This window comes from Paenibacillus sp. N3.4 (assembly GCF_008017805.1).
GTDB lineage: Bacteria > Bacillota > Bacilli > Paenibacillales > NBRC-103111 > Paenibacillus_E.
This window is the reverse complement of record NZ_VRTT01000097.1, coordinates 1-20,264: the sequence shown is the minus strand read 5'-3', so window position 1 is coordinate 20,264 and position 20,264 is coordinate 1. Positions and strand designations below refer to the sequence as shown.

At 45.0% G+C, this 20,264-nt stretch carries 17 protein-coding genes and 3 pseudogenes; 4 read left to right on the top strand and 16 right to left on the bottom strand.

Annotated elements, in window-relative coordinates; genetic code table 11:
* Both FU659_RS30805 and FU659_RS30800 read right to left on the bottom strand, forming a co-directional pair.
* Positions 1-604: DUF421 domain-containing protein (locus tag FU659_RS30805; RefSeq protein ID WP_147951064.1), on the bottom strand; the 604-nt coding region annotated here is incomplete at its 3' end.
* 106 nt (positions 605-710) lie between these two features.
* The gene (locus FU659_RS30800) at positions 711-2,051 is read right to left on the bottom strand and encodes an ArsB/NhaD family transporter (RefSeq protein ID WP_147951063.1); all 1,341 of its coding nucleotides are present in this window, start codon (positions 2,049-2,051) and stop codon (positions 711-713) included.
* A 63-nt stretch (positions 2,052-2,114) separates the two neighbouring features.
* Between FU659_RS30800 and FU659_RS30795 the strand changes: the two genes are divergently transcribed.
* Both FU659_RS30795 and FU659_RS30790 read left to right on the top strand, forming a co-directional pair.
* Positions 2,115-2,531: a TIGR04086 family membrane protein gene (locus tag FU659_RS30795; RefSeq protein ID WP_261808165.1), complete on the top strand. Its 417-nt coding sequence runs from the start codon at positions 2,115-2,117 to the stop codon at positions 2,529-2,531.
* Positions 2,532-2,626: 95 nt separating this feature from the next.
* The gene (locus FU659_RS30790; RefSeq protein WP_147951061.1) at positions 2,627-3,475 is read left to right on the top strand and encodes a phosphatase PAP2 family protein; all 849 of its coding nucleotides are present in this window, start codon (positions 2,627-2,629) and stop codon (positions 3,473-3,475) included.
* Positions 3,476-3,539: 64 nt separating this feature from the next.
* Here FU659_RS30790 and yajC read toward each other — a convergent pair whose 3' ends face one another.
* The 8 genes and pseudogenes from yajC to FU659_RS30750 all read right to left on the bottom strand — a co-directional run bounded on the left by yajC (position 3,540) and on the right by FU659_RS30750 (position 11,485).
* Positions 3,540-3,848, bottom strand: coding sequence for a preprotein translocase subunit YajC (gene yajC, locus FU659_RS30785; protein WP_147951060.1), 309 nt, complete (start codon positions 3,846-3,848; stop codon positions 3,540-3,542).
* A gap of 17 nt (positions 3,849-3,865) precedes the next feature.
* A complete protein-coding gene (tgt, locus tag FU659_RS30780; protein ID WP_147951067.1) occupies positions 3,866-5,005 on the bottom strand; it encodes a tRNA guanosine(34) transglycosylase Tgt in 1,140 nt (379 codons plus the stop codon).
* A 50-nt stretch (positions 5,006-5,055) separates the two neighbouring features.
* Positions 5,056-6,145 (bottom strand): annotated as a pseudogene (gene queA, locus FU659_RS30775) (tRNA preQ1(34) S-adenosylmethionine ribosyltransferase-isomerase QueA).
* A gap of 9 nt (positions 6,146-6,154) precedes the next feature.
* Positions 6,155-8,332, bottom strand: coding sequence for a SpoIID/LytB domain-containing protein (locus FU659_RS30770; protein WP_261808164.1), 2,178 nt, complete (start codon positions 8,330-8,332; stop codon positions 6,155-6,157).
* Between the two features lie 134 nt (positions 8,333-8,466).
* Positions 8,467-9,474 carry a Holliday junction branch migration DNA helicase RuvB gene (gene ruvB / locus FU659_RS30765; protein WP_147951058.1) on the bottom strand — a complete coding sequence of 336 codons (1,008 nt, stop codon included), beginning with the start codon at positions 9,472-9,474 and terminating at the stop codon, positions 8,467-8,469.
* A gap of 87 nt (positions 9,475-9,561) precedes the next feature.
* On the bottom strand, positions 9,562-10,191 hold the full coding sequence (gene ruvA, locus FU659_RS30760) for a Holliday junction branch migration protein RuvA (RefSeq protein ID WP_147951057.1): 630 nt from the start codon (positions 10,189-10,191) through the stop codon (positions 9,562-9,564).
* Entirely contained in the window at positions 10,188-10,691 is a 504-nt protein-coding gene (ruvC, locus tag FU659_RS30755) for a crossover junction endodeoxyribonuclease RuvC (RefSeq protein WP_147951056.1), read from the bottom strand. The genes ruvA and ruvC overlap by 4 nt, the downstream gene beginning before the upstream one ends.
* A 122-nt stretch (positions 10,692-10,813) precedes the next feature.
* Positions 10,814-11,485 (bottom strand): BofC C-terminal domain-containing protein, encoded by a 672-nt coding sequence (locus FU659_RS30750; protein WP_261808163.1) that lies wholly within the window; start codon positions 11,483-11,485, stop codon positions 10,814-10,816.
* Positions 11,486-11,928: 443 nt separating this feature from the next.
* Here FU659_RS30750 and sigW point away from each other — a divergent pair, with 443 nt between their 5' ends.
* Positions 11,929-12,489 (top strand): RNA polymerase sigma factor SigW, encoded by a 561-nt coding sequence (sigW, locus tag FU659_RS30745; RefSeq protein ID WP_147951055.1) that lies wholly within the window; start codon positions 11,929-11,931, stop codon positions 12,487-12,489.
* Between the two features lie 121 nt (positions 12,490-12,610).
* On the opposite strand, the gene FU659_RS30740 is transcribed toward sigW, so the two are convergent.
* The 5 genes and pseudogenes from FU659_RS30740 to FU659_RS30720 form a co-directional block, all read right to left on the bottom strand.
* Positions 12,611-14,056, bottom strand: coding sequence for a LysM peptidoglycan-binding domain-containing protein (locus tag FU659_RS30740; RefSeq protein ID WP_147951054.1), 1,446 nt, complete (start codon positions 14,054-14,056; stop codon positions 12,611-12,613).
* Positions 14,057-14,184: 128 nt separating this feature from the next.
* Positions 14,185-15,063: a prephenate dehydratase gene (pheA, locus tag FU659_RS30735; protein WP_147951053.1), complete on the bottom strand. Its 879-nt coding sequence runs from the start codon at positions 15,061-15,063 to the stop codon at positions 14,185-14,187.
* A pseudogene (thrB, locus tag FU659_RS30730) lies at positions 15,060-16,036 on the bottom strand (homoserine kinase). Before thrB ends, pheA begins: the two are co-directional and overlap by 4 nt.
* A gap of 52 nt (positions 16,037-16,088) precedes the next feature.
* Positions 16,089-17,374, bottom strand: a pseudogene (locus FU659_RS30725) (homoserine dehydrogenase).
* 30 nt (positions 17,375-17,404) lie between these two features.
* Positions 17,405-17,887 carry an ACT domain-containing protein gene (locus FU659_RS30720; protein ID WP_261808162.1) on the bottom strand — a complete coding sequence of 161 codons (483 nt, stop codon included), beginning with the start codon at positions 17,885-17,887 and terminating at the stop codon, positions 17,405-17,407.
* Between the two features lie 164 nt (positions 17,888-18,051).
* Between FU659_RS30720 and FU659_RS30715 the strand changes: the two genes are divergently transcribed.
* On the top strand, positions 18,052-18,561 hold the full coding sequence (locus tag FU659_RS30715) for an NUDIX domain-containing protein (protein WP_147951052.1): 510 nt from the start codon (positions 18,052-18,054) through the stop codon (positions 18,559-18,561).
* Between the two features lie 128 nt (positions 18,562-18,689).
* Here FU659_RS30715 and FU659_RS30710 read toward each other — a convergent pair whose 3' ends face one another.
* The gene (locus FU659_RS30710; protein ID WP_147951051.1) at positions 18,690-19,553 is read right to left on the bottom strand and encodes a C40 family peptidase; all 864 of its coding nucleotides are present in this window, start codon (positions 19,551-19,553) and stop codon (positions 18,690-18,692) included.
* Positions 19,554-20,264: the final 711 nt, after the last annotated feature.

The window sequence follows — 20,264 nt, the reverse complement described above, 5'->3', positions numbered from 1 at the left end:
CTTTTGCTTGAAGCTGATTTTTTAGCCAAAATCTGGTTTTTCCTATTTTTTCTAAATTATCATCCTGCACTTTGCCATCCATAATAAGCGGCAGCGGAAGTCCTTCATAGCGAATCGCACCTATGGGCGGATCGTCGACGGCCGCTGCTTCTTTCATTTTTTTCTCTACAACACTTAACTTTCCTGAAGACTCCAGAATGGCAAATTCCACGTCAGCTACATTCATCACTTTATTTTGTCTAAGCTGCAGCATTAAATCGTCTAAATTGTATCGATGCTTTTTCATTTCCTCCCGATTAATCATTCCCTTTTCAATCAGCACACTAGGTTTCCCGTCAAACAAAATGCGTATCGTTCGGCTCTTCAGTGTAATAAAAGCCAAAACGACCTGAATGAGTACCAGTGTGGCCATTGGGATGAGCCCATCCATAATAGGTTTGGCCGTATCCTCCAGAACAAAAACAGCTATTTCGGCAATCATGATGGAAATGACAAGATCGAATAGCGATAGTTTGGCAATTTCTCTTTTCCCCATAATGCGAAGCATCAGAAATACGACAAAGTAGATCAGCACGGTGCGTAAAAAAATGGTCAAAATATCCATCGATTTCCTCCCTGATCTAAGCTCTAGCTCGTTCTCGGAATTCTAATGGTATTCTGACCGCCCATGCACTACATCATGCAGAATTTACGTATTCAATTGTTGGGAATTACAACAGAAATAGCTTGAAATAAACCGTCGCTATGACAAACAAGAGTAAAGAAATCGGCGCAGCTACGATAAAATAACCTTGCTGAGTAAGACCACCCTTCTCCTGTTCCGATAGGGCTGCCGCATACATGCTAGATGTTGAGCCTAATAAAGTAACTCCGCTTCCAATCGCTGAGCCAATGAGTAAAGACCACCATAAGGGAAAAATAGACTCACCCGTTAAATGATTTACTGTCGTTCCCATCAGCTCAATAATTGGGATCATCCCCGCTATATAAGGAATGTGATCCACAACCGCGGAACCAAATCCGGTCAACCATAATAACAGCAAACTTAGAAAAGATACATTCCCCTGGCTTAGCTCGAGTCCTCTAGTCGCCATAAATCCGCTAATGCCAGCATACGTTAATCCCCCGACCATAATGAATAAGCCTAAAAAGAATAACAACTGCGTTTCCATCAATCCACTCCACATAGCGTGGTAATCTTTTTTCTTAACAAGATGTGTCGGCGCTTTGTAGTTTAATGCCAATAAGATGAATGCTCCGCCACCCGCTATATAAGCTGCATTCCAATTTAAGAATCCATGAATGAATAAGGCAATAAGAGTAAGTCCGGTTACTGCGCTTACCGCAATGAGAAAGGTTCTATCCCCGTTCAAATACGAAGTAGGCTGAAGGTTAAACAGTTCGCGTTTGTGAGCCTCTGAAACGATCATTTTCTTTCTGTATAAAATCCAAATGATAAGATAAACAACGATTAACATAATTATTACAAGAGGCGCAAGCGCTGTAAGAAAGTGTCCAGCCGTCATATGTTCAGCTGTCCCAACCATCCGATTCGGCAGATTCCCGATTAGAGTTGCTGCTCCTCCTATATTTGCTGACAATATCGCAGAGATCAAGAATGGAACAGGTGATATTTTCATCGTTTTGGTTGTGCTTAGCATGATGGGAATAATGACAGCTATGGCCAGCAAACTGTCCAAAAGTGCCGAAGTTACAGCCACAAGAATGGATAAACCGAGAAGAATTGTAAATGGCTTTAATCGAAACTTGCGTAGGATACAACTTGCCGAGTAAGCAATAAGTCCTGTTTTCTGAAAGATTCCTGCCATAATAAATAAACTGGCGATAAGTAATAGGACATGCCAATGTGCGTATGTGGACAATGCCTTACTAAGCGGAATTATACCAAGCACTACCATGAGCAAAGCTCCGCCCAAGGCTGTATACGTACGATCCCACTTTTCAATTAAAATACAAACATATGCCGCGGCAAAAATAAGCAGGGCGGCTAAGGCTTGCCATAAAACAGGCCCATGAGAAAATTCATGCATAACCTTCACTTCCTTTAAACAGTCTGTACTAATTCTATGTGCTTGACCATACAATGATGTTAAATGAAACGAAAGAAAGGATTGATGCCTGTGAACCCAATCAAGACGGTCAGTCAGGTTCGAATAACGTCTCCTTTATTTTCCGGCCTTGTTTATTCATTAAGCATGATGACTATTGGAACCATACTAACATCTTTATTTCTGCTTTTAACGAGCACACAAGAAAGCTCCCTGCATACGCTAACAACCATTATACATGCCGCTTCTCTGTTTATTGGAGGTTGGGTCGCAGGTAAAAGAGCAGGCAGCCGCGGTTGGTACCATGGGGGTTTTGTTGGCTTTGTTTATTTCATCTTAATTTTCGTCGTTGGATTTCTTGCGTTTGATGCGGGATTGAATCTACAATCACTTCAGCTTCTTTGTATTTTATTCGCTGCCGGAGCTCTGGGTGGAATCCTTGGCGTTAATACGCGCAAATAAGTCTTTTGCGTGAAAATATCACTTTCCCCCTATGATTGTGGTATAATATCAGAATTATTGCCGCAATTAATTTCCAATATTAGGGGGAAAAATCCATGAGTCCGTTTCAGTCTATGACACATGCAACGGTCTATATAGTTATCACCGTCCTTGTTTTGCTGATTGCCGCAACACGCGCCAATCCGTTCAACATTGCCGGAAGTTTCGTCCAAGAAGTATTTTCTTCCCGTAAGTATATGTTTCATTTTCTGGCTCTGATGACGATTTTATTTTTCAACAAAGTGGAACTTGCCGTCGAAAAAGCGATTAATTTTAAAGCGGATTTCACGAAATCCATATATAGCATTGAAGGCAATTTTGTCGCTGCTATTCAACACTTTTTTCATCAAGATATTTTAACCTATGTCAGCAGTTATTTCTACGTCGTCATATTTCCGTCCATTATGATAGCTTCTATCGCCCTTTACACCTATCAAAAAAATTATAAACTTTTTTATGCCATTTGTTATGCTTTGATGTTTAATTATATGGTCGCTATACCCTTTTATTTGTTTTTCCCAGTCAATGAGGTTTGGTCTTTCCACCCCAATGTCAAATTATTGATCTTGGATGTGTTCCCAACGTTCGAACAAGATTATCGGCCATTATCAGGACTGGATAATTGCTTTCCAAGCCTGCACACCTCAATTTCCGTATCCATGGCCGTCATTGCAGTGAAAAGCCGCAATACATTCTGGAAAGTATTCGTTCCCGGCTCCGCAGCTTTTATCATCTTCTCTATCTTCTATCTGGGCATTCATTGGTTATCGGACATGTGTGCCGGTGTTGTACTAGGTGTTGTTGCAGCTAGGATGGCACTGCGTATCGCCGAAGGACGTCTCGTTCTTGGCGAGAAAGCATTACTACAGCCTTTAAAGAAGCCGCTAAAAAACAACGATCTTTGAGAATGCTGCTTTAAAATGCCCAAACAAAAAGCGAGAACCTGATTGTAGGATCTCGCTTTTTTATTTATTCCTTTGCTGTTTGGGAAACAGCGTTGATTGCAGAACGATCGAAGGTTAGTTTGGTTACATCATTGACACGTAAGACACAAATGTCGTCCGTAATTTCCATAATGATTCCATGAAGACCGCCAATCGTAGTGACCTTATCCCCTTTTTTCAAGCTGCTAAGCATTTGATTACGCGTTTTTTGTCTTTTTTGCTGTGGACGAATAAGTAAGAAGTAAAGGACTACAAACATGAGCACCAATGGCCCGTATGTATACAAATATCCTACCGCCCCTGTATTAGCAGTATCAGCCGCCAATTGAAACATAGGTTATCCCTCCTTTCTTAAAATCCTCTTTCATTATCATTCAGCCCATAAGATTCGAAAAAGGCATCGCGGAAATCGAGTAAACGATCTTCCCTAATAGCTTCTCTTACGTCACGCATAAGCTGTAGTAGAAAGTGAAGGTTATGAATCGTCGTTAGTCGAATGCCAAAGGTCTCGTCTGCTTTAATTAAGTGACGAATATAAGCACGACTATAATTCTGGCACGTATAACACGAACATTTGGGATCCAACGGTCCGAAATCCGTTGCATGTTTGGCATTGCGAATCACTAATCTGCCTTCGCTTGTCATACATGTCCCATTGCGGGCAATCCTTGTAGGCAATACGCAATCAAACATATCAATGCCGCGGATAGCGCCTTCAATTAAAGCATCGGGTGAACCCACGCCCATCAAATAACGCGGTTTATTGGCTGGCATAAGTGGTGTTGTGTAGTCAAGTACCTCGTACATCAAGTGTTTAGGCTCTCCTACACTCAGTCCACCAATAGCATACCCCGGGAAATCCATGGAAGTCAACTGCTGTGCGCTTAGCTTACGGAGATCCTCGTGCATGCCTCCCTGGATGATAGCAAATAAGCCTTGATCCTCGGGTCTGCTATGAGCCTGCAAGCAGCGTTCAGCCCAACGGGTCGTACGTTCAAGCGACTTCTTCACATACTCATATTCCGCCGGGAAAGGCGGGCATTCATCGAAAGCCATCATAATATCAGACCCAAGCGCATTCTGAATTTCCATCGCCTTTTCCGGTGAAAGGAACAACTTGTCGCCATTCAAATGTGATTTGAATTGTACGCCTTCTTCTGTAATTTTACGCATATTACTCAAGCTGAATACTTGGAAACCACCGCTATCTGTCAAAATAGGTCGGTCCCAATTCATAAACTTGTGCAACCCGCCAGCGGCTTTCACAATATCATGACCTGGTCGTATGAAGAGATGATACGTGTTGCTTAAAATAATTTGAGCATCCATCGTCTTCAATTCTTCAGGGCTCATTGTCTTCACTGTTGCTTGGGTTCCAACCGGCATAAAGGCAGGCGTTTCAACCACGCCATGCGGTGTATGGACCCGGCCTAAACGGGCTCCGGATTGTTTACAAGTTTTAATCGGCTCATAAGTTACTGCTGCTGCCAATACGTTCACGTCCTATTCTAAGCATCCTCAATTTCTAAACGATGTTGATCTTAATAAATTAACATCGCGTCCCCAAAGCTAAAAAAGCGATATTGTTCCTTTACAGCTTGCTCATAGGCTTCCATAATATTCTCTTGCCCAGCTAATGCACTTATAAGCATGAGCAGGGTCGATTTAGGTAAATGGAAGTTTGTCAACAAAGCATCTACTACTTGAAAGGTGTACCCCGGGTAAATAAAAATACTTGTCCAACCTTCCGATGGTTGAATATCCACCTGCGTACCTTCTTCGGTGCCTGCTTGTTTCCGGCTCTCCTGAGCGGCGGTTTCCAATGTACGCGCAGAAGTAGTCCCTACCGCAATGACACGATGGCCATTTGCTTTCGTAGTTTGGATGAGCCCTGCCGTTTCAGGCGAGAGCACATAGTACTCGGCATGCATTTGGTGCTCTTCAATTTTATCTACAGAAACCGGACGGAAAGTCCCCAATCCGACATGCAGCGTAACGAAGGCAATCTGCACCCCTTTGGTACGAATCTTTTCCAAATATGATTCCGTGAAATGCAGGCCGCCGTCGGTGCTGCTGCTGATCCTTCATGCTTGGCATACACGGTTTGATAACGTTCTTTCTCCGACAATTGCTCCTTAATATAAGGCGGCAGCGGCATCTCACCCAATTGATCGAGGATTTCATTAAAAATACCGGTATAGCTGAATTGAAGCACACGAGCCCCCATTTCACCCACCTCAACAACTTCTGCGGTCAAAAGAGGCTGGAGTTGTTCCTGTGCAGTCGAATCGATACTCAAGCCAAAAACGACAACGGCCCCCAGTTTCATCCGTTTGCCGGGCTTGACCAAAGCTTCCCAACGATCTTCGCCTAATGGCTTAAGCAACAAAATTTCAACTTTGGCGCCGGTATCTTTCTTCATGCCAAAAAGCCGGGCAGGAATGACCCGTGTATCGTTCATCACGAGTAAATCCCCGGCTTCCAAATAATCAACCAGTTGTTCAAATGTTTGGTGGCAATCTTGCCCGTTTGTTTATTCAGTGTCAGCAACCTGGACGCCGTTCGATCGTTAAGTGGCGTCTGAGCTATTAATGATTCAGGTAGATCAAAATCGAAAGCTTGTACGTCCATTATGTGTATTCATTCCTTAGTTATGTTGACTCCAGTATAGTAAGCCTGAAGTATCTTCTTATAGTCGTACCCTTGTTCTGCATAGCCCCTGGCTCCCCATTGGGACATACCTAAACCATGACCATATCCAGTTCCACGAAATACAAATTGCTTCCCCTGACCGATCGTCTGTATGTTCGGTGTGGTTTCTGGAACGTTAGCCATGCCTGCAGCTCCGAGGGTCGTTATATCGGTTTTCTTTCTTGCCGTAGGCTGTAACTGTCCTCCGGATAACACATAGACAGCGTCTGTGCTGACATGACTTGGATTGGAACTGCCACCAACAACCACCAATCCCGATGAAGTCTGTGTATTACCAGTATAACTGCCTGCTTGTTCAATTTCAAACAGGGTGCTCGGAAGACCTCCAAGAACGGATCGCAAGGCATCCGGATAAGGCACTTTCACAACGACACCGTTTGCTTTAAGCTCAGTTACTCTGCCTGATGGTCCTCGCTTCGAGATTTCCAGGGACTGCAAATCCCCACTTATCGCAATTCCTGCAGCAGTCAATTTACTTTTAATTTCACTGGCGGTATAAGGTCCTCTAATCCAAGAATAAGCATTGGATTCTTTGTCTTGCCCCATCACAAGCACTTTTTCTTTTGCAGCCAGCAGAGCAATAGATGGATTAGCAGCATTATCAACATAAGGAGCCAGCCGCACATTAACGCCTTGCTCGGTGGCTTCATAATAGGAGACTCCGTCTTTATTTTTCTGCCCGGAGTCTTTTAAGTACATACTATGTACGTAACCCATCCGACCATCGGTTAATTGAATGCGATACCAGATCGCTTTACCTTTTTCAGCGCCTTCGTCCGGACTTGGCACACTTCGCAAATAGGCCAGAGGATTTCCCCATACTTCCATCGGGTCGGCTGTCATTCCTCCTGAATTGGAAGAAAAAACAGGAGAGATCAGTCCATTTTTGTCGGATATTACTTCATTCACGGTTGCATCTACGGCTTGCGTACCCGCTGCAAACTCCTTCTGCAAACCATAGTATGCTTGATCCAGCGTAGTATCTGTTACTTGAGCGATCTCATACTTATTTCCTTGTTTGATAGCAAACGTCCTGGCTGCAACCGCCTGTGCTTTCAACGCTTCATTAGGCCAGCCAGGGCTAAGCTCAGAGCCCATGACGCCATATAAATACTGTTCCATAGGCACTACATTGATTAGGGCCAATTTATTATGATAGGTGCTTACTTCCATATCTCCACGATAGCTGCGTTCAGCCCGCTCTTTGATTGTTATTCCTACACTTTTCGGGTGTATCAACGTTTTCTGCTCTCCGTCACCAGCTGCATAGAAAGGTACTGCAGCAGAACCGTTAGGAGAAGCCGTCACATCGGATTTGTGCAGCAAATAGGGGGATTTGGTATTAGCAGCCAGCAAAGGGATACTCGGAGCAGCTTGGAGCGCTGCTTGCTTCACAACCTCCAACTGCTCGGCTGCAGACACTCCTCCAATCCATACTTGGTAACCTGTATTGCCGTTTGTGTCTTCTTGGAGAGCCAGATCAGCGTTTAATCCCGCTTGTGAATAAACGGCTATCTGCTGCAATGCCGCAGCCTCTGTTGCATAGGCCCCTGCACTCCAATAAAGGGGGCCTGTAACCAAGCTAGGAGCTGCTTTGGTTATTGCCGCAACCGTCGTGTCTTTGAGTACTTGAACCCTCGCGGCTTCCGCGGCCTCTTTGGTAGGAAAGCTCCCGTAATAAACCTGATACACCGATTTACCCAGTTTCATTCGATTTATTATGTAGCCATCAGCGGGCATTGTTGCTACTTTGGCATACAACGCTTTAGCGGCAGTAAAATCGCTCGTTTCTAGTAAATTTACACTGTATTGATCAAGGGATACACGAATTGTTGGATCGCTGATCACAGTCCATGTCTTAGCAGGGGCACCTGCCTTTCCACTGCTGACGGCAATTTCCAAACCGCCGGAAGCAGAAAGCGTAAGCGCCGGTTCTGTCAAACTATATTTGCTAGAATCAATAAAAAGGGCAACTCGAATCTGATCTAAATGTTTAGCACTGTCTGCATAGGTATAAGTAGGATTAATTGGATAAGTTCCCAGGGTTAAAGCAGCCGTAGTCAATAAAATCATTCTCTTAGGGGTAAGCAGCTTGCTCCATTTCATTCGACAAAAATTCCTTTCTTTCGTTAGCATTCTACTAAGTTAGACTCAACGAATGATAAGAAGTTTTGTTTCATTGCCTTTTTTTGGACAAAAAAATCTTTTGCTCCCTAGCCATAGAAGCAAAAGATCGTGTTTTACCGCTGTTCCGGTACGGGTAATCCAAGGTGATGATAAGCTTGAGGCGTTACTGTCCGTCCCCGAGGTGTCCGTTGCAAAAAACCAATTTGCAGCAGATAGGGCTCATAGACATCTTCAATTGTTTGGCTTTCCTCACCTATCGTTGCCGCGATCGTTTCCAATCCGACCGGGCCGCCTTGGAAGCTCTGTATGATCGCTCGCAGCATCTTATGATCGATCTCATCCAGACCCAGATCATCGACCTGAATGAGCTTCAGCGCGTCTCTGGCGATGTCTAGTGTGATGATACCGTCACCTTTTACCTGTGCGAAGTCACGCACCCGCTTCAGTAAGCGATTGGCGATTCGCGGTGTTCCGCGTGACCGCATTCCGATCTCACGCGCCGCTTCTCCGACAATGCCTACCTGCAAGATGTCAGCGGTACGGCTGACGATGTAGGTGAGCTCCTCAATCGTGTAGAACTCCAAACGGCTGACAACACCAAAACGGTCCCGCAGCGGCGCAGACAGCAAGCCTACACGAGTCGTCGCGCCGATCAATGTGAATGCCGGCAAGTCCAGACGCACGGAACGTGCACTAGGCCCCTTACCGATAATAATGTCAAGGGCGTAATCCTCCATCGCCGGATACAACACCTCTTCCACCGTACGGTGGAGACGGTGAATTTCGTCGATGAAGAGCACGTCGCCCTCCTGCAGATTGGTCAGGATAGCAGCCAAATCCCCCGGCCGCTCAATCGCGGGGCCGGAGGTTGTTCGTATATTCACGCCGAGCTCGTTGGCAATGATGTTAGATAATGTTGTTTTACCGAGCCCAGGCGGTCCATAGAGTAGCACATGGTCAAGTGCTTCCTTGCGCAGCTTGGCAGCTTCAATGTAGATTTTGAGGTTCTCCTTTGCCTGCTTCTGGCCGATATATTCGGCCAAATAACGGGGACGCAGGCTATACTCGATTACGCTGTCCTCCATCATCATATTAGCCGAAATAATGCGGTCATTGTCCATCGGTGATCCTCCTTAAAGTTTTCGTATGAAAACTTTCTTCGTAAGCATTTACTTTAGTTTTCGGTAGAAAACTTTCTTCGTAAGCATTCACATCGTATACAAAGCTTGCAGTGCTAGCTTCATAAGTACATCCACAGAATCCGTATCCTTCACCTTTGGCTTCACTTGCAGCCAAACGCGATCGGCCTCCGCCTCGGTATAACCAAGCGACATCAACCCTTCTTTGGCCTCGTTCCAAGCATGACCGCCTTCACCGAGCTGCGCCGAGCCTACCACGCTTAAAGCAACCGCTGCTTCTGGACTCGTAAAGCTGACAGAACCTAATTTATCCTTCAAATCTAGGACAATTCGTTGCGCCGTTTTTTTGCCGATTCCAGGAAGCTTCGTCAAAAAGGCTAAATTCTCTTGGCTAATCGCTAATATAACAGCTTCCGGTCTTCCGCCAGCTGCCAGAATGCCAAGCGCTACTTTCGGTCCAATTCCTGTCACATCAAGCAGCAAACGAAACAAGGACTGCTCGTCGCGCGATAGAAATCCGAATAATAAGTGAGCGTCTTCACGAACATGATAGTGTATAAACATCGTCACGTCCTCGGCATCTTTATTTGACAAGGCGTAAGGGTTCGGACAAAATACGCGATATCCCACACCGTTGACATCCAAAACCGCATAGTCACTTTCGCGAAGCGCAACTTTCCCTCTTAAAAAATCTATCATCGTTTCACGACCTCATTTATCCTGGATTGTAGCGCGGAAGAATGCGCATGACAAATCGCGATAGCCAGAGCATCCGCCACATCGTCAGGTTTAGGAATTTGGGATAGCTTAAGCAAAAGTTTGACCATCTCCTGCACTTGATGTTTTTCTGCCTTCCCATAGCCGACAACCGATTGTTTCACCTGAAGGGGCGTGTATTCAGCGATGGACAAACCGGCTTGAACACCCGCAAGAATCATAACTCCGCGGGCTTGTCCTACCGTGAATGCCGTCGTTACATTGCGATTAAAAAACAATTTCTCTATCGACATAGCATCCGGTTTATACTTTTCTATTAATTGCGTCGTAGCGTCATAGACGTCTTTCAGCCTGATTCCTGGATCCGTGTGAGCCTCAGTCTGTATAGACCCATATTGCACAGGAACAAGCTTGCTGCCTATTTTATCTATAAAGCCAAAACCAACAATCGCAATCCCCGGATCGATCCCCAGAATGCGCACAGCATTACTCTCCCATCTATCAAAAAGCGAACATATGTAGTCATTTCCATTATAGCAGATAACAAAAAAAAGAGATAGACACGGAAAACTGCCCCGGATCTATCTCCCTATTTCTCTCGCCATTACGGTTTCGTCATCACACGCTCACTCTCTTCAATGGCATAATCACTGAACGTGGATAGTACGCTATTGTATTCCTCCAAATCAGAAACGCGGATACCTTCATGCAATTGTTCTACCGTATCCTTGGGCAGACTGCTTTCCAGGGATTTGATATTTAATTGAAAAAAGGTCCGTATCACATTCTCTTCCGTAGGTGTGCCATTAAAGAGGGACAAGTTGCTGCTGCCGTCAATCCCGAATACCGCCTTTTCCTTGCATGCTGGCGATAAATCATCAATTTTCTCGGTAAACGTTACAGTACCTTTGCCATCCAAGCTTAATAACCAATTGGGGTGCTTCAACTGCATCTGGACCAAATCATCCGATGTCTGTTGACCTAACTGTATACGTTCCTCACCGCATAAATAAGATTTAAGCAGATAACTTTCCCTGCTCTCCTTCATAAGCTTTAACATCGCTATAGCTTCTTTCAGTCTTTGGTCTTCTTCCGGAGAAATCGTTGCCAGTACTGCTTCGACAGCGCCTTCTGATTGCATATGGTATTTTGGCAAATGACCTGTCGTTTGTAAAATCCAACCCGTCCCTATAAAAATAATCATCCCTAGCGTCAACCAACTTCGTTTCCAGCGCAGCTTTCTTTTCAACTGCTTTAAAAAGCTTTGTATATTCACCGAATTCGCCTTCTATTCTCTTTTTTTCGTATTGTTTCCATTTGCGTTGGACGCTATACATCAATTACCATAGAAAGAATAGCAGGTCATTATTACTAACGGACGGTGAAGCCTAGCATGAACGGCAAAAAACGGATCAAACGAACTACCCTACTCGTTATTGGAGTTGTTCTATTGTGGGGGGTAGTCGCAATTTGGAACGAAGTGCAACGAAACGAAACCGGAAAAATCTCTCCCCGTTCCACATCTGCAACCAAAGCATCTCCCGAACATCATTCCTCCGCCAATACTGTCACAAATCGTTCAAATTCACCCTCATCTTAGCTTTATAATTTGACTGTAGCCACAGAAATGATATAGTCAGAAGTAGATGATTTATTCACATACTTATTAGGAAAAACAGATATATATTTCAAAAGGCAAACGCTAAGGAGGAGAACAGCATGAATGTGGCAGAACTTCAATTAATTCAGTTATCCAGACGGGGCGATCGTAATGCTTTCGTTGAATTAGTCGAGTTATACCGTAACAAAATTCAAAAACTTGCTTTTCGCATGCTTCACAACCGACCTGATTCGGAGGACATTGTTCAAGAAACGTTTATTCGTGTATATTTAAACTTGAATCATTATGATGAAAGTCAGAATTTCTCAACTTGGATCTATCGGATCGGAAAAAATGTTGCCATTGATTTACTTCGCAAAAAAAAGCCAGTCCATTCTTTGGATGCGGAACTTACTGATCACGATGATGACTATAGTTATTACAGCAAACTTGCCAGTCAAGATCAATCACCTGAGCATGCCGTGCTTCAAACAGAAGTTCAAGAACATATGCATACATCCATTAATAAATTAGCTGACAAATATAAAAGTGTCATCACGCTGTATTATCTTGATGAGCTCTCCCTTCAAGAAATAAGCGATAAGTTGGAGTTACCTATCACAACCGTAAAAACACGCCTACACCGCGGACGTGAGCTGCTCCGTAAAAATGGGGTATGAATTTCGTCGTTGGCTTAATGGTCTTTTTCACAATTGGCATGATTGCTTGATGGACTGCAAAAACATACAGAAGCCTCCCATCCCACACTTCATTGGTGGTTTAGGAGGCTTTTTGTTATGCTCAGAAATTAATCCACGGTACATTAGCCTTGGCTTCCTGCTTTTGGGACGCGTGTTCTTGCCGTTTCAAGAAATTGTTGAGGTTGGAGCTACCCGACAATCTAACTTTTTTGGCGGACCCGCCGCTCGTTCTAGCAGCTTTTTCCGTCTTGGATGCCTTTTTAGTGTTACGGATATCAATATCAACGACTTCTTCGGTATCCGTTGCTTCAGCAAGTTCATGCGTATGGACTTGGGGAATCATTGGCGATTCATAGGGAGATTCAAAATTCGATCCGGCATAAGGAATTCCATATGGCGCATGCGGGTATGCATATGGATGTTGAAATGCTTGAATATGAGCGGCTTGATGCATATCGTAAGATGAAGGAACAGGTGCAAACAAGCTTGGCATCACAGCTGCATCTTGTTGATAGCCATCCCAAGGATTAGGTACAGCTCCTGAAGGAAATCCAGTCGGAAATCCAGCTGCCCACTGCTGCTCTGTGATTGACGTTTCTCCGCAACCGCAGCCTTCGCTGCCCGAAGGATAATAAGTTGGATCGGAAGCTAACGGCGCTTGCTCCCATGGCGATGGTTGATAAGGAACAAAAGAAGGATGCATAGCTGTCTTTGGTTGTTCAGAGGCTGGATAAGCAAAGACTTCAGTCGCTTGAATATGAAATTGTTGGAACGGGTGTACAGCAGCCTGCTGAAAAGGCTCATTAAGACCAATACCACCAGATTCTGCCGCATGGGGAACAACTGGCATTGTTGGCATTGTTGGCATTGTTGGCATCGCTTGCGTTGCTGGCATCGCTTGCTTTGCTGGTATTGCTGGCATCGCTTGCGTTGCTGGTGTTGCTGGCGTCGCTGGCGTCGCTGGCATATTCGCCATTGATGGCTGTTCTTCAACAACCGGTACCGGCATGATTGGAGGCGCGTACTTCATTGGTGAAGGCGAAGGAGCAACGCCATGGGTCTGTGGTTCAACCATCGGTGAGTAGGGCGTGTAGGGCTGCTGCATCGCTTCAACAGCTGTCCAAGGCTGAGCCTCTGGCACTGCCGCAGGAAACGGTTCGTTTGGCGTCTTAGACGGAGGCAGGTGTGTATTCGCCCCACCTTGTGAATGATCGCCTTTAGGTACGTAAACAACTTCTCCGGTCATCAATACATTCGGGTTTTTAAGTTGCGGATTCGCTTGAATCATCGCATGGAGCGGTACTTCCCAAGCCTTGCCCAGTTTCCACAAGCTGTCACCCTGCTGGACAATGTGCTTATACACATACTCTGATGCTGGTGGTTCCACAGGATTCGTTTTGGACGGAATTTTCACCTTCATGCCGATGTCTAGATGATCCGGTTCTGCAATTTGCGGATTTAACGCAATAATCTGATCCAGCCCAACATGGTATTTGTTCGCGAGCTCGTACAGGGTATCTCCTTTTTTGACAATATGGATTTTCAAACCAATACCTCCTTATTCACAATGACATTACAGTTTATGCACGTTCCTAGGCTTTTGCCCCCTTTGGACAAAAAATTCCCTCACGCAATGATCGCAAGGGAATCATATAAAAAAGAAAAGGTTACGCACTAATGATCATCGAACATCATTGGATGCGAATAACTCGGATAGCACCCCAAAATACGAACCTGACAACCAATCGCCTCAATCTCTTGAATCGCAGACGGCAGCAGGACAGAATCCATGGAACCCGCAATATCTATATAGAAATAATAAATACCCAGTTTCTTCTTCGTAGGCTTGGATTCAATCTTGGAGAGATTGATTCTTCGCCATGCAAAAGCAGACAGCACCTGATGTAACGCACCCGGATAGTCCTCTGGCAGTGTGACGAGAATGGTTGTTTTCATAAGATCAGACGGTTTCAATTCAGGGGCTTCCGAACCTACAAGCAGAAATCGGGTCATATTGTCTTTATGATCCTGTATTTCTTTTTGCAAAATCGGAATTCCGTAATTGGCTGAAGCAATTGCTGTACCAATAGCGGCAATTGTCGGGTCTTGAAACGTCGAAGCCAAGCGCACACCCTCCGCAGTTGAACTCACCTGCTCGAATTCCGCTCCGCTCAAATATTGCTTCATAAATCGACTACACTGCGCGGGTACGACTTGATGGGACAACACTTTGCGAATATGACCGTAAGGATTCGAAGCATCCTCATGATTATGGGGATTCGGGTACCCGATGAGATTCATATCAATAGGGAAAACCCATTCTGCTCTAATAGGTAGATCAACTTCATGTACGAGCCAATCAACATGCAAATGGACAGAACCCTCCAGCGTGTTTTCAATCGGAATGACTCCCAGCTCGGTTTCTCCCGTGGCTGTTGCTATAAACACTTCCGATATCAATTTATAAGAAACATATTCGAAATCTTCTCTGAGAAAATAACGGGTAGCTTCTTCTGAAAACGTACTTGGACCGAGAATCGCCACCTTCTTCATGCCAGCACCTCACGTTCAATGAATGAGAACAGATCCTCAGCACCCTCTTGCAAGTGTGTAGTGGTGACACCTGCGGCGCTCGGCTTCAACCAAAGCAGCTGCGCTTCAATATCTTCCGCAGCCAGCGTTTCCTTCAGGAACGCCTCAAGCTCGTCCTTTTGGCTGCTGCGCGCATCCACTAGAGCGAGCATGGTAGGTCCTGCTCCACTAAGCGCTACACCAAGCGCTCCATGATTCTCGGCTTGCTCCAGAAGCGTCGTCATACCCGGAATAAGCGCAGCACGATAAGGCTGGTGCAGCGTATCTTTCATGGCATGGCGGATCATCTCTAAGTTGCCTGTGCTCAGCGCGGCAACAAGTAAAGAAGAATGGCTAAGGTTGAACACTGCATCCTTCATAGACACTTGTTTAGGCATGACGCCTCTCGCCTTCTCTGTAGACAACTGGAAGGCAGGTATCGCGACCAGCACTTCCAAGTTCACGTCTGGCTCTATTCGAATAGATTCAGCCTTTTCTCCGTCCCAGAAAGCAACCACGAACCCTCCGAACAAGCTCGCCCCAACATTATCGGGATGCTTCTCCAACCGAGTGGCAATTTGGAAAAGCTCATAGGAAGAGAGCTTATGACCAATGAGCGCATTGCGCCGGCAAGAGCCCCAACAATCGCTGACGCACTGCTGCCAAGACCGCGTGTTAAAGGAATATCACTGTACATGGCGATAGACAGCTCCGGATGAGAAACACCCGCTTGTTCAAACACCATTTGTGCAACTTTATAGGTCAAATTGGACTTGTCTGTCGGAATACCTTGCATCTGATCACCAATCAAGCTAATTGTGGTTTCATCTGCGATCGCCATATCGATCCAAGCGTATAAATTCAAAGCCATCCCCAAAGAGTCGAAGCCAGGACCTAAGTTTGCCGTACTCGCCGGCACTTTCACTCTTATCTTTTGTGCTGCCTGATAACTCATTTCGAAACCCTGCCTCTTTTCAATAGTTTAGCCTATATCCGACTGAACAAAGTTAACCTTCTACACGAAAGACGCTTTTAATCGCGTGGATTACATCCATGGATTCAAATTGACGCAGTACATTTTTCATACTCGCTTGGTTAGCGTCATGTGTAATAATAATGATTTCTGCCTTTGGATTGCTTTTATTCGGATGCTGGAACACAGATTCCAAACTTACTTCATGTTGGGCAAAAATTTGTGTAATTTGCGAAGCACACCGGCTTTATCTTCAACGTGCAGCAGTATGAAGTTTTTGCAAGCAATCTGCTCATCGGTTTTCAACTTCATCTCTTTGTATGGCGCCATCACCGTTTGACCGTTCACGCCAAGCTTCAAGTTACGTGCTACGGCTACCAAGTCAGCTACGACGGAAGTAGCGGTTGGAAGCTCGCCTGCGCCTGCGCCATAGAACATGGTTTCGCCTACGGCTTCACCGGTGACGTAGACCGCATTGAATACACCATTAACAGAAGCAAGCGGATGCGAATTTTTAACCATGGTTGGTTGAACACTCACGGATATATGACCGTCATGATTTTCAGCTATACCAAGAAGCTTGACTTCGTAACCCAATTTTTTACCATATTGAATATCTTCCTTTGTGACACCGGAAATCCCTTTGGCTTGAACATCAGACAGAGCAACGTTGGCGTGGAAGCCAAGAGTTGAAAGAATGGTCATTTTACGCGCAGCATCAAGACCTTCCACATCGGATGTCGGATCTGCCTCGGCATAACCGAGTTCCTGCGCTTCCTTCAGCACATCCGCGTAAGCTGCGCCCTCTTGACTCATTTTTGTTAAAATGTAGTTCGTCGTCCCATTAACGATACCCATAATTTTTGTGATACGATCGGAAGAGAAGCCTTCCACAAGCGCACGAATAATTGGGATACCGCCAGCCACACTCGCTTCATAAAATACATCACAGCCATGTTCAGTAGCCTTAGCCAAAATTTCGGCTCCGTGCATAGCCATTAAATCCTTATTCGCGGTCACGATGTGTTTACCGTTGGAAAGTGCCGTCAAAATATGATCCTTGGTCGCGGAAACCCCGCCCATCACTTCTACGACAATATCGATTTCACTATCACCGATCACATCCCAGACATGCTCAGTTAACTTATCAGGATCCACAGAAATATGGCGACTCTTGGATTTATCTTGTACTAAAATTTTGGTGATTTCAATGGGAGATCCCGTTTGACGCTGTAAATCCTCTTGGTGTCCTTCAATAATGCGGACCACACCTGTTCCAACTGTTCCTAGCCCGAGTAATCCTACCTTGATGGGTTTCATTTTCTTTTACCTCCCGAATAGTTTCTATCATTAACTGCCTTGACCAATGATCGCAGCGCGCTTGACACCTTCTTGAGCATGAAGACGATCGAGCATTTGACGAATTTCCTCCCCCATAGAGGATGTTTCTACGGAAATAACGACGTTTGCCATTCCTTGCAATGGGATCGTTTGATGGATCGTTAACACATTGCCATTCAAATTAGCAATAAGGGCCAGCACTCTGGACAAAATCCCGGATCGATGTTCCAAATCCATAGAAACCGTTATAATGCGCTCCCTATCCAGCTTGCTGAGCGGATGAATGCCATCCTTATATTTATAGAAAGCACTTCGGCTGAGCCCCACTTGTTCGACAGCTTCGTGAATTGTCTTCACTTCTCCACGTGCAAGCAGTTCCTTCGCCTGTGCCGTCTTGAGCACGCCTTCTGGCAAAATATCTTCCCGGACTAAATAATATCTCTCAGGACCGGTGTGCTTAATCGATGGAAAAAATTCTTTGCTTTCCGGCACCTCATTACCGTCCTCTCTAGAAAGACTAATGTTTCTCTATAGAGGACATTATATCCAATTGCGCTGTTTGAAGCAATAGGCAAAATACCTTGTTATGTTTTTTGCGGTTCCCAACTTTACTATGATAAACTAATAATTGCTAGATCGGAAGGAGACCTAAGTCGATGATTACTTTACGAATGATGTCTACGGCTCTCCTATGGAACAGTCAAGACGAATTGCTTATGATGAAACGTTCTTTAACGCGCAAGCTTTCTCCGGGATTGTGGGCTGCTGTCGGAGGACATTTGGAACCAAACGAACTTAATAACCCACGCGCGGCATGTTTGCGTGAAATATGGGAGGAAACAGGCATTGAACATGACGAGATTGAAGGCTTGCGTATGCAATACATCTTACTCCGATTAAATGGCCAGGAAGTCCGTCAGCAATTCTTCTATATAGGTACGACAGACGTGAATCCACGCATCGTCACACCCGAGGGAGAACTCCACTGGGTTCCTCGGGAACAAGTGCTGGGGCGTCCAATCCCTTTTATTTTCCGCTGCCTGCTTGAACATTATTTCACTGTTGGCCTGACCCCACATCCATGGGTAGGCTCAGCAGGCTTCCAATTGCATACAGATGAACCTACGGTTCATTGGCTGCCATTGCTTGATCCTTTGCAAACGTAGCAACACAAGAACCCTCCCTTGAGTTATATGGCAGTTTGTGATTTTTAAGTGTATAAGATCTAGCTCCGATTCCACAAAAAAGGCAAACCTCGATTTTTCGAAGTTTGCCTTTTTCTTCCTGCGTATGATTAAAGCGCACTGCCACCATATAAGAAACGGTACTCCCAGTGAGTGTTAGCAAAGGAATCCACACGAACGCCGCCACTTTCTTTAGAATACGTAGATAAGATTTTTCCATCTCCTAAATATATGGCTACATGCGTTATGGTCTGCTTAGATTTATTTATCCCGTTATAATTCGCCTTGCCTGTCCCTTTGTAAGACATAAAGAACATCAAATCACCGGCCTTCAAATCATGCCAATCCGTCTTAGCATTCCCAAGTGACTTTACATAAGTGCCTTGCCCGCGAGAATCACTAGGCAGTTTCAAGCCAATACCATCCAGGAAAGCTTGGCGGACGAAATCGGAGCAATCAAATGTATCTGTATTATTACGGCTCGAACCATATTCATATGGCGTGCCCAGATACTTCATTCCAGCGGCAATAACCTTCTGTACCTTCTCATTCGTCGCGCCGCCAATTGCACCACTGCCAGAACCATTATTGGAACTACCAGGCGTTGTAGCGCTACCAGACCCATTATTGGAACTACCAGGCGTTGTACCACTACCTGAGCCATTATTCGAGCTGTCAGGCAGTGTAGAACCCGTTGTTTTTATGTATTTGGCACTTGTACTGACATAGCCTTCACGACCGTCAGATGCCTTGACTTTGTACCACCAATTGTTCACCTGAGACAAAATCGTTACTTTTTCTCCGTCTTTCAAATAGCGAATCCGAGTCGAGTTCTCATCTGCGCTTTGTCTAAGACTGACACTACTTACAATTTGTCCGGAAGTAGCAGCCGAAGCCGATTTAGGTAAAGGGATCGTAATAGAAGCAAATGCTAGAGCTGGAACGAGCAAAAAGGTCATTAGGTGTTTCTTCATGGTGTAAACCTCCTGAAAGTTTTTTGCCAGAGACAACTGGCATCGAAAGTACGTCCTGCACATAAGGATTCGAAAGTGAAGACCTGTTTCAGTGGATAGCTGGATATCTGATTGGTAAACTATAATTATATCTCTATTAGATGGTAACATATCCATAGAAATAGTTTAACTTGTAAATAAATCCATATAGTTGCTATTTTCGTTCATGCTTTCCGCTTCTGCTACAAAGATAAACGACTTCGTCGTCCTTCATGGAGGTTTAACCGCCGTCATGCATCGGCGCTACAACGCGCGCCCAGAAATCGCGCTCGTTGGGACGAGCGAGTTTGTCAAGGTAGATGTTAAGCAAACCTATAGACATATACGCATTTTTAATGATAGAGAACCTAGCCTGAAGCTAGGTTCTCTATCATTTTGTGCTTGCTTTTGCTTCCACAACAGGAGCCATTCGAACAATGAAACAACTCATTACTTGTGTTTTCTACGCTAACGAATCGTAGCGTTGTTAGCGCCGAGAAATGAGCCTATCCATTTTTCTAACGAACCGAAACGACGCTATAGAGTCAATATTGAGTGAATGGATGAGCTTTTACTTGCAATAACGCGCATGGAGTGGCTGTCGATTCAACGTGGATAAAATGAGTGCCCACCCACCTTTTTCATCATTTTCGTGGTTTTTGAGTCTCGAATGACCTAATTTTCTGGGGAGTT

Bases quoted from the DNA above. Each gene is read 5' to 3' on its own strand.
- FU659_RS30800 (WP_147951063.1), bottom strand. From the start codon at position 2,051: ATGCATGAATTTTCTCATGGGCCTGTTTTATGGCAAGCCTTAGCCGCC.
- FU659_RS30795 (WP_261808165.1), top strand. From the start codon at position 2,115: ATGAAACGAAAGAAAGGATTGATGCCTGTGAACCCAATCAAGACGGTC.
- FU659_RS30790 (WP_147951061.1), top strand. From the start codon at position 2,627: ATGAGTCCGTTTCAGTCTATGACACATGCAACGGTCTATATAGTTATC.
- yajC (WP_147951060.1), bottom strand. From the start codon at position 3,848: ATGTTTCAATTGGCGGCTGATACTGCTAATACAGGGGCGGTAGGATAT.
- FU659_RS30770 (WP_261808164.1), bottom strand. From the start codon at position 8,332: ATGAAATGGAGCAAGCTGCTTACCCCTAAGAGAATGATTTTATTGACT.
- ruvB (WP_147951058.1), bottom strand. From the start codon at position 9,474: ATGGACAATGACCGCATTATTTCGGCTAATATGATGATGGAGGACAGC.
- ruvA (WP_147951057.1), bottom strand. From the start codon at position 10,191: ATGATAGATTTTTTAAGAGGGAAAGTTGCGCTTCGCGAAAGTGACTAT.
- sigW (WP_147951055.1), top strand. From the start codon at position 11,929: ATGAATGTGGCAGAACTTCAATTAATTCAGTTATCCAGACGGGGCGAT.
- pheA (WP_147951053.1), bottom strand. From the start codon at position 15,063: ATGAAGAAGGTGGCGATTCTCGGTCCAAGTACGTTTTCAGAAGAAGCT.
- FU659_RS30715 (WP_147951052.1), top strand. From the start codon at position 18,052: ATGATTACTTTACGAATGATGTCTACGGCTCTCCTATGGAACAGTCAA.
- FU659_RS30710 (WP_147951051.1), bottom strand. From the start codon at position 19,553: ATGAAGAAACACCTAATGACCTTTTTGCTCGTTCCAGCTCTAGCATTT.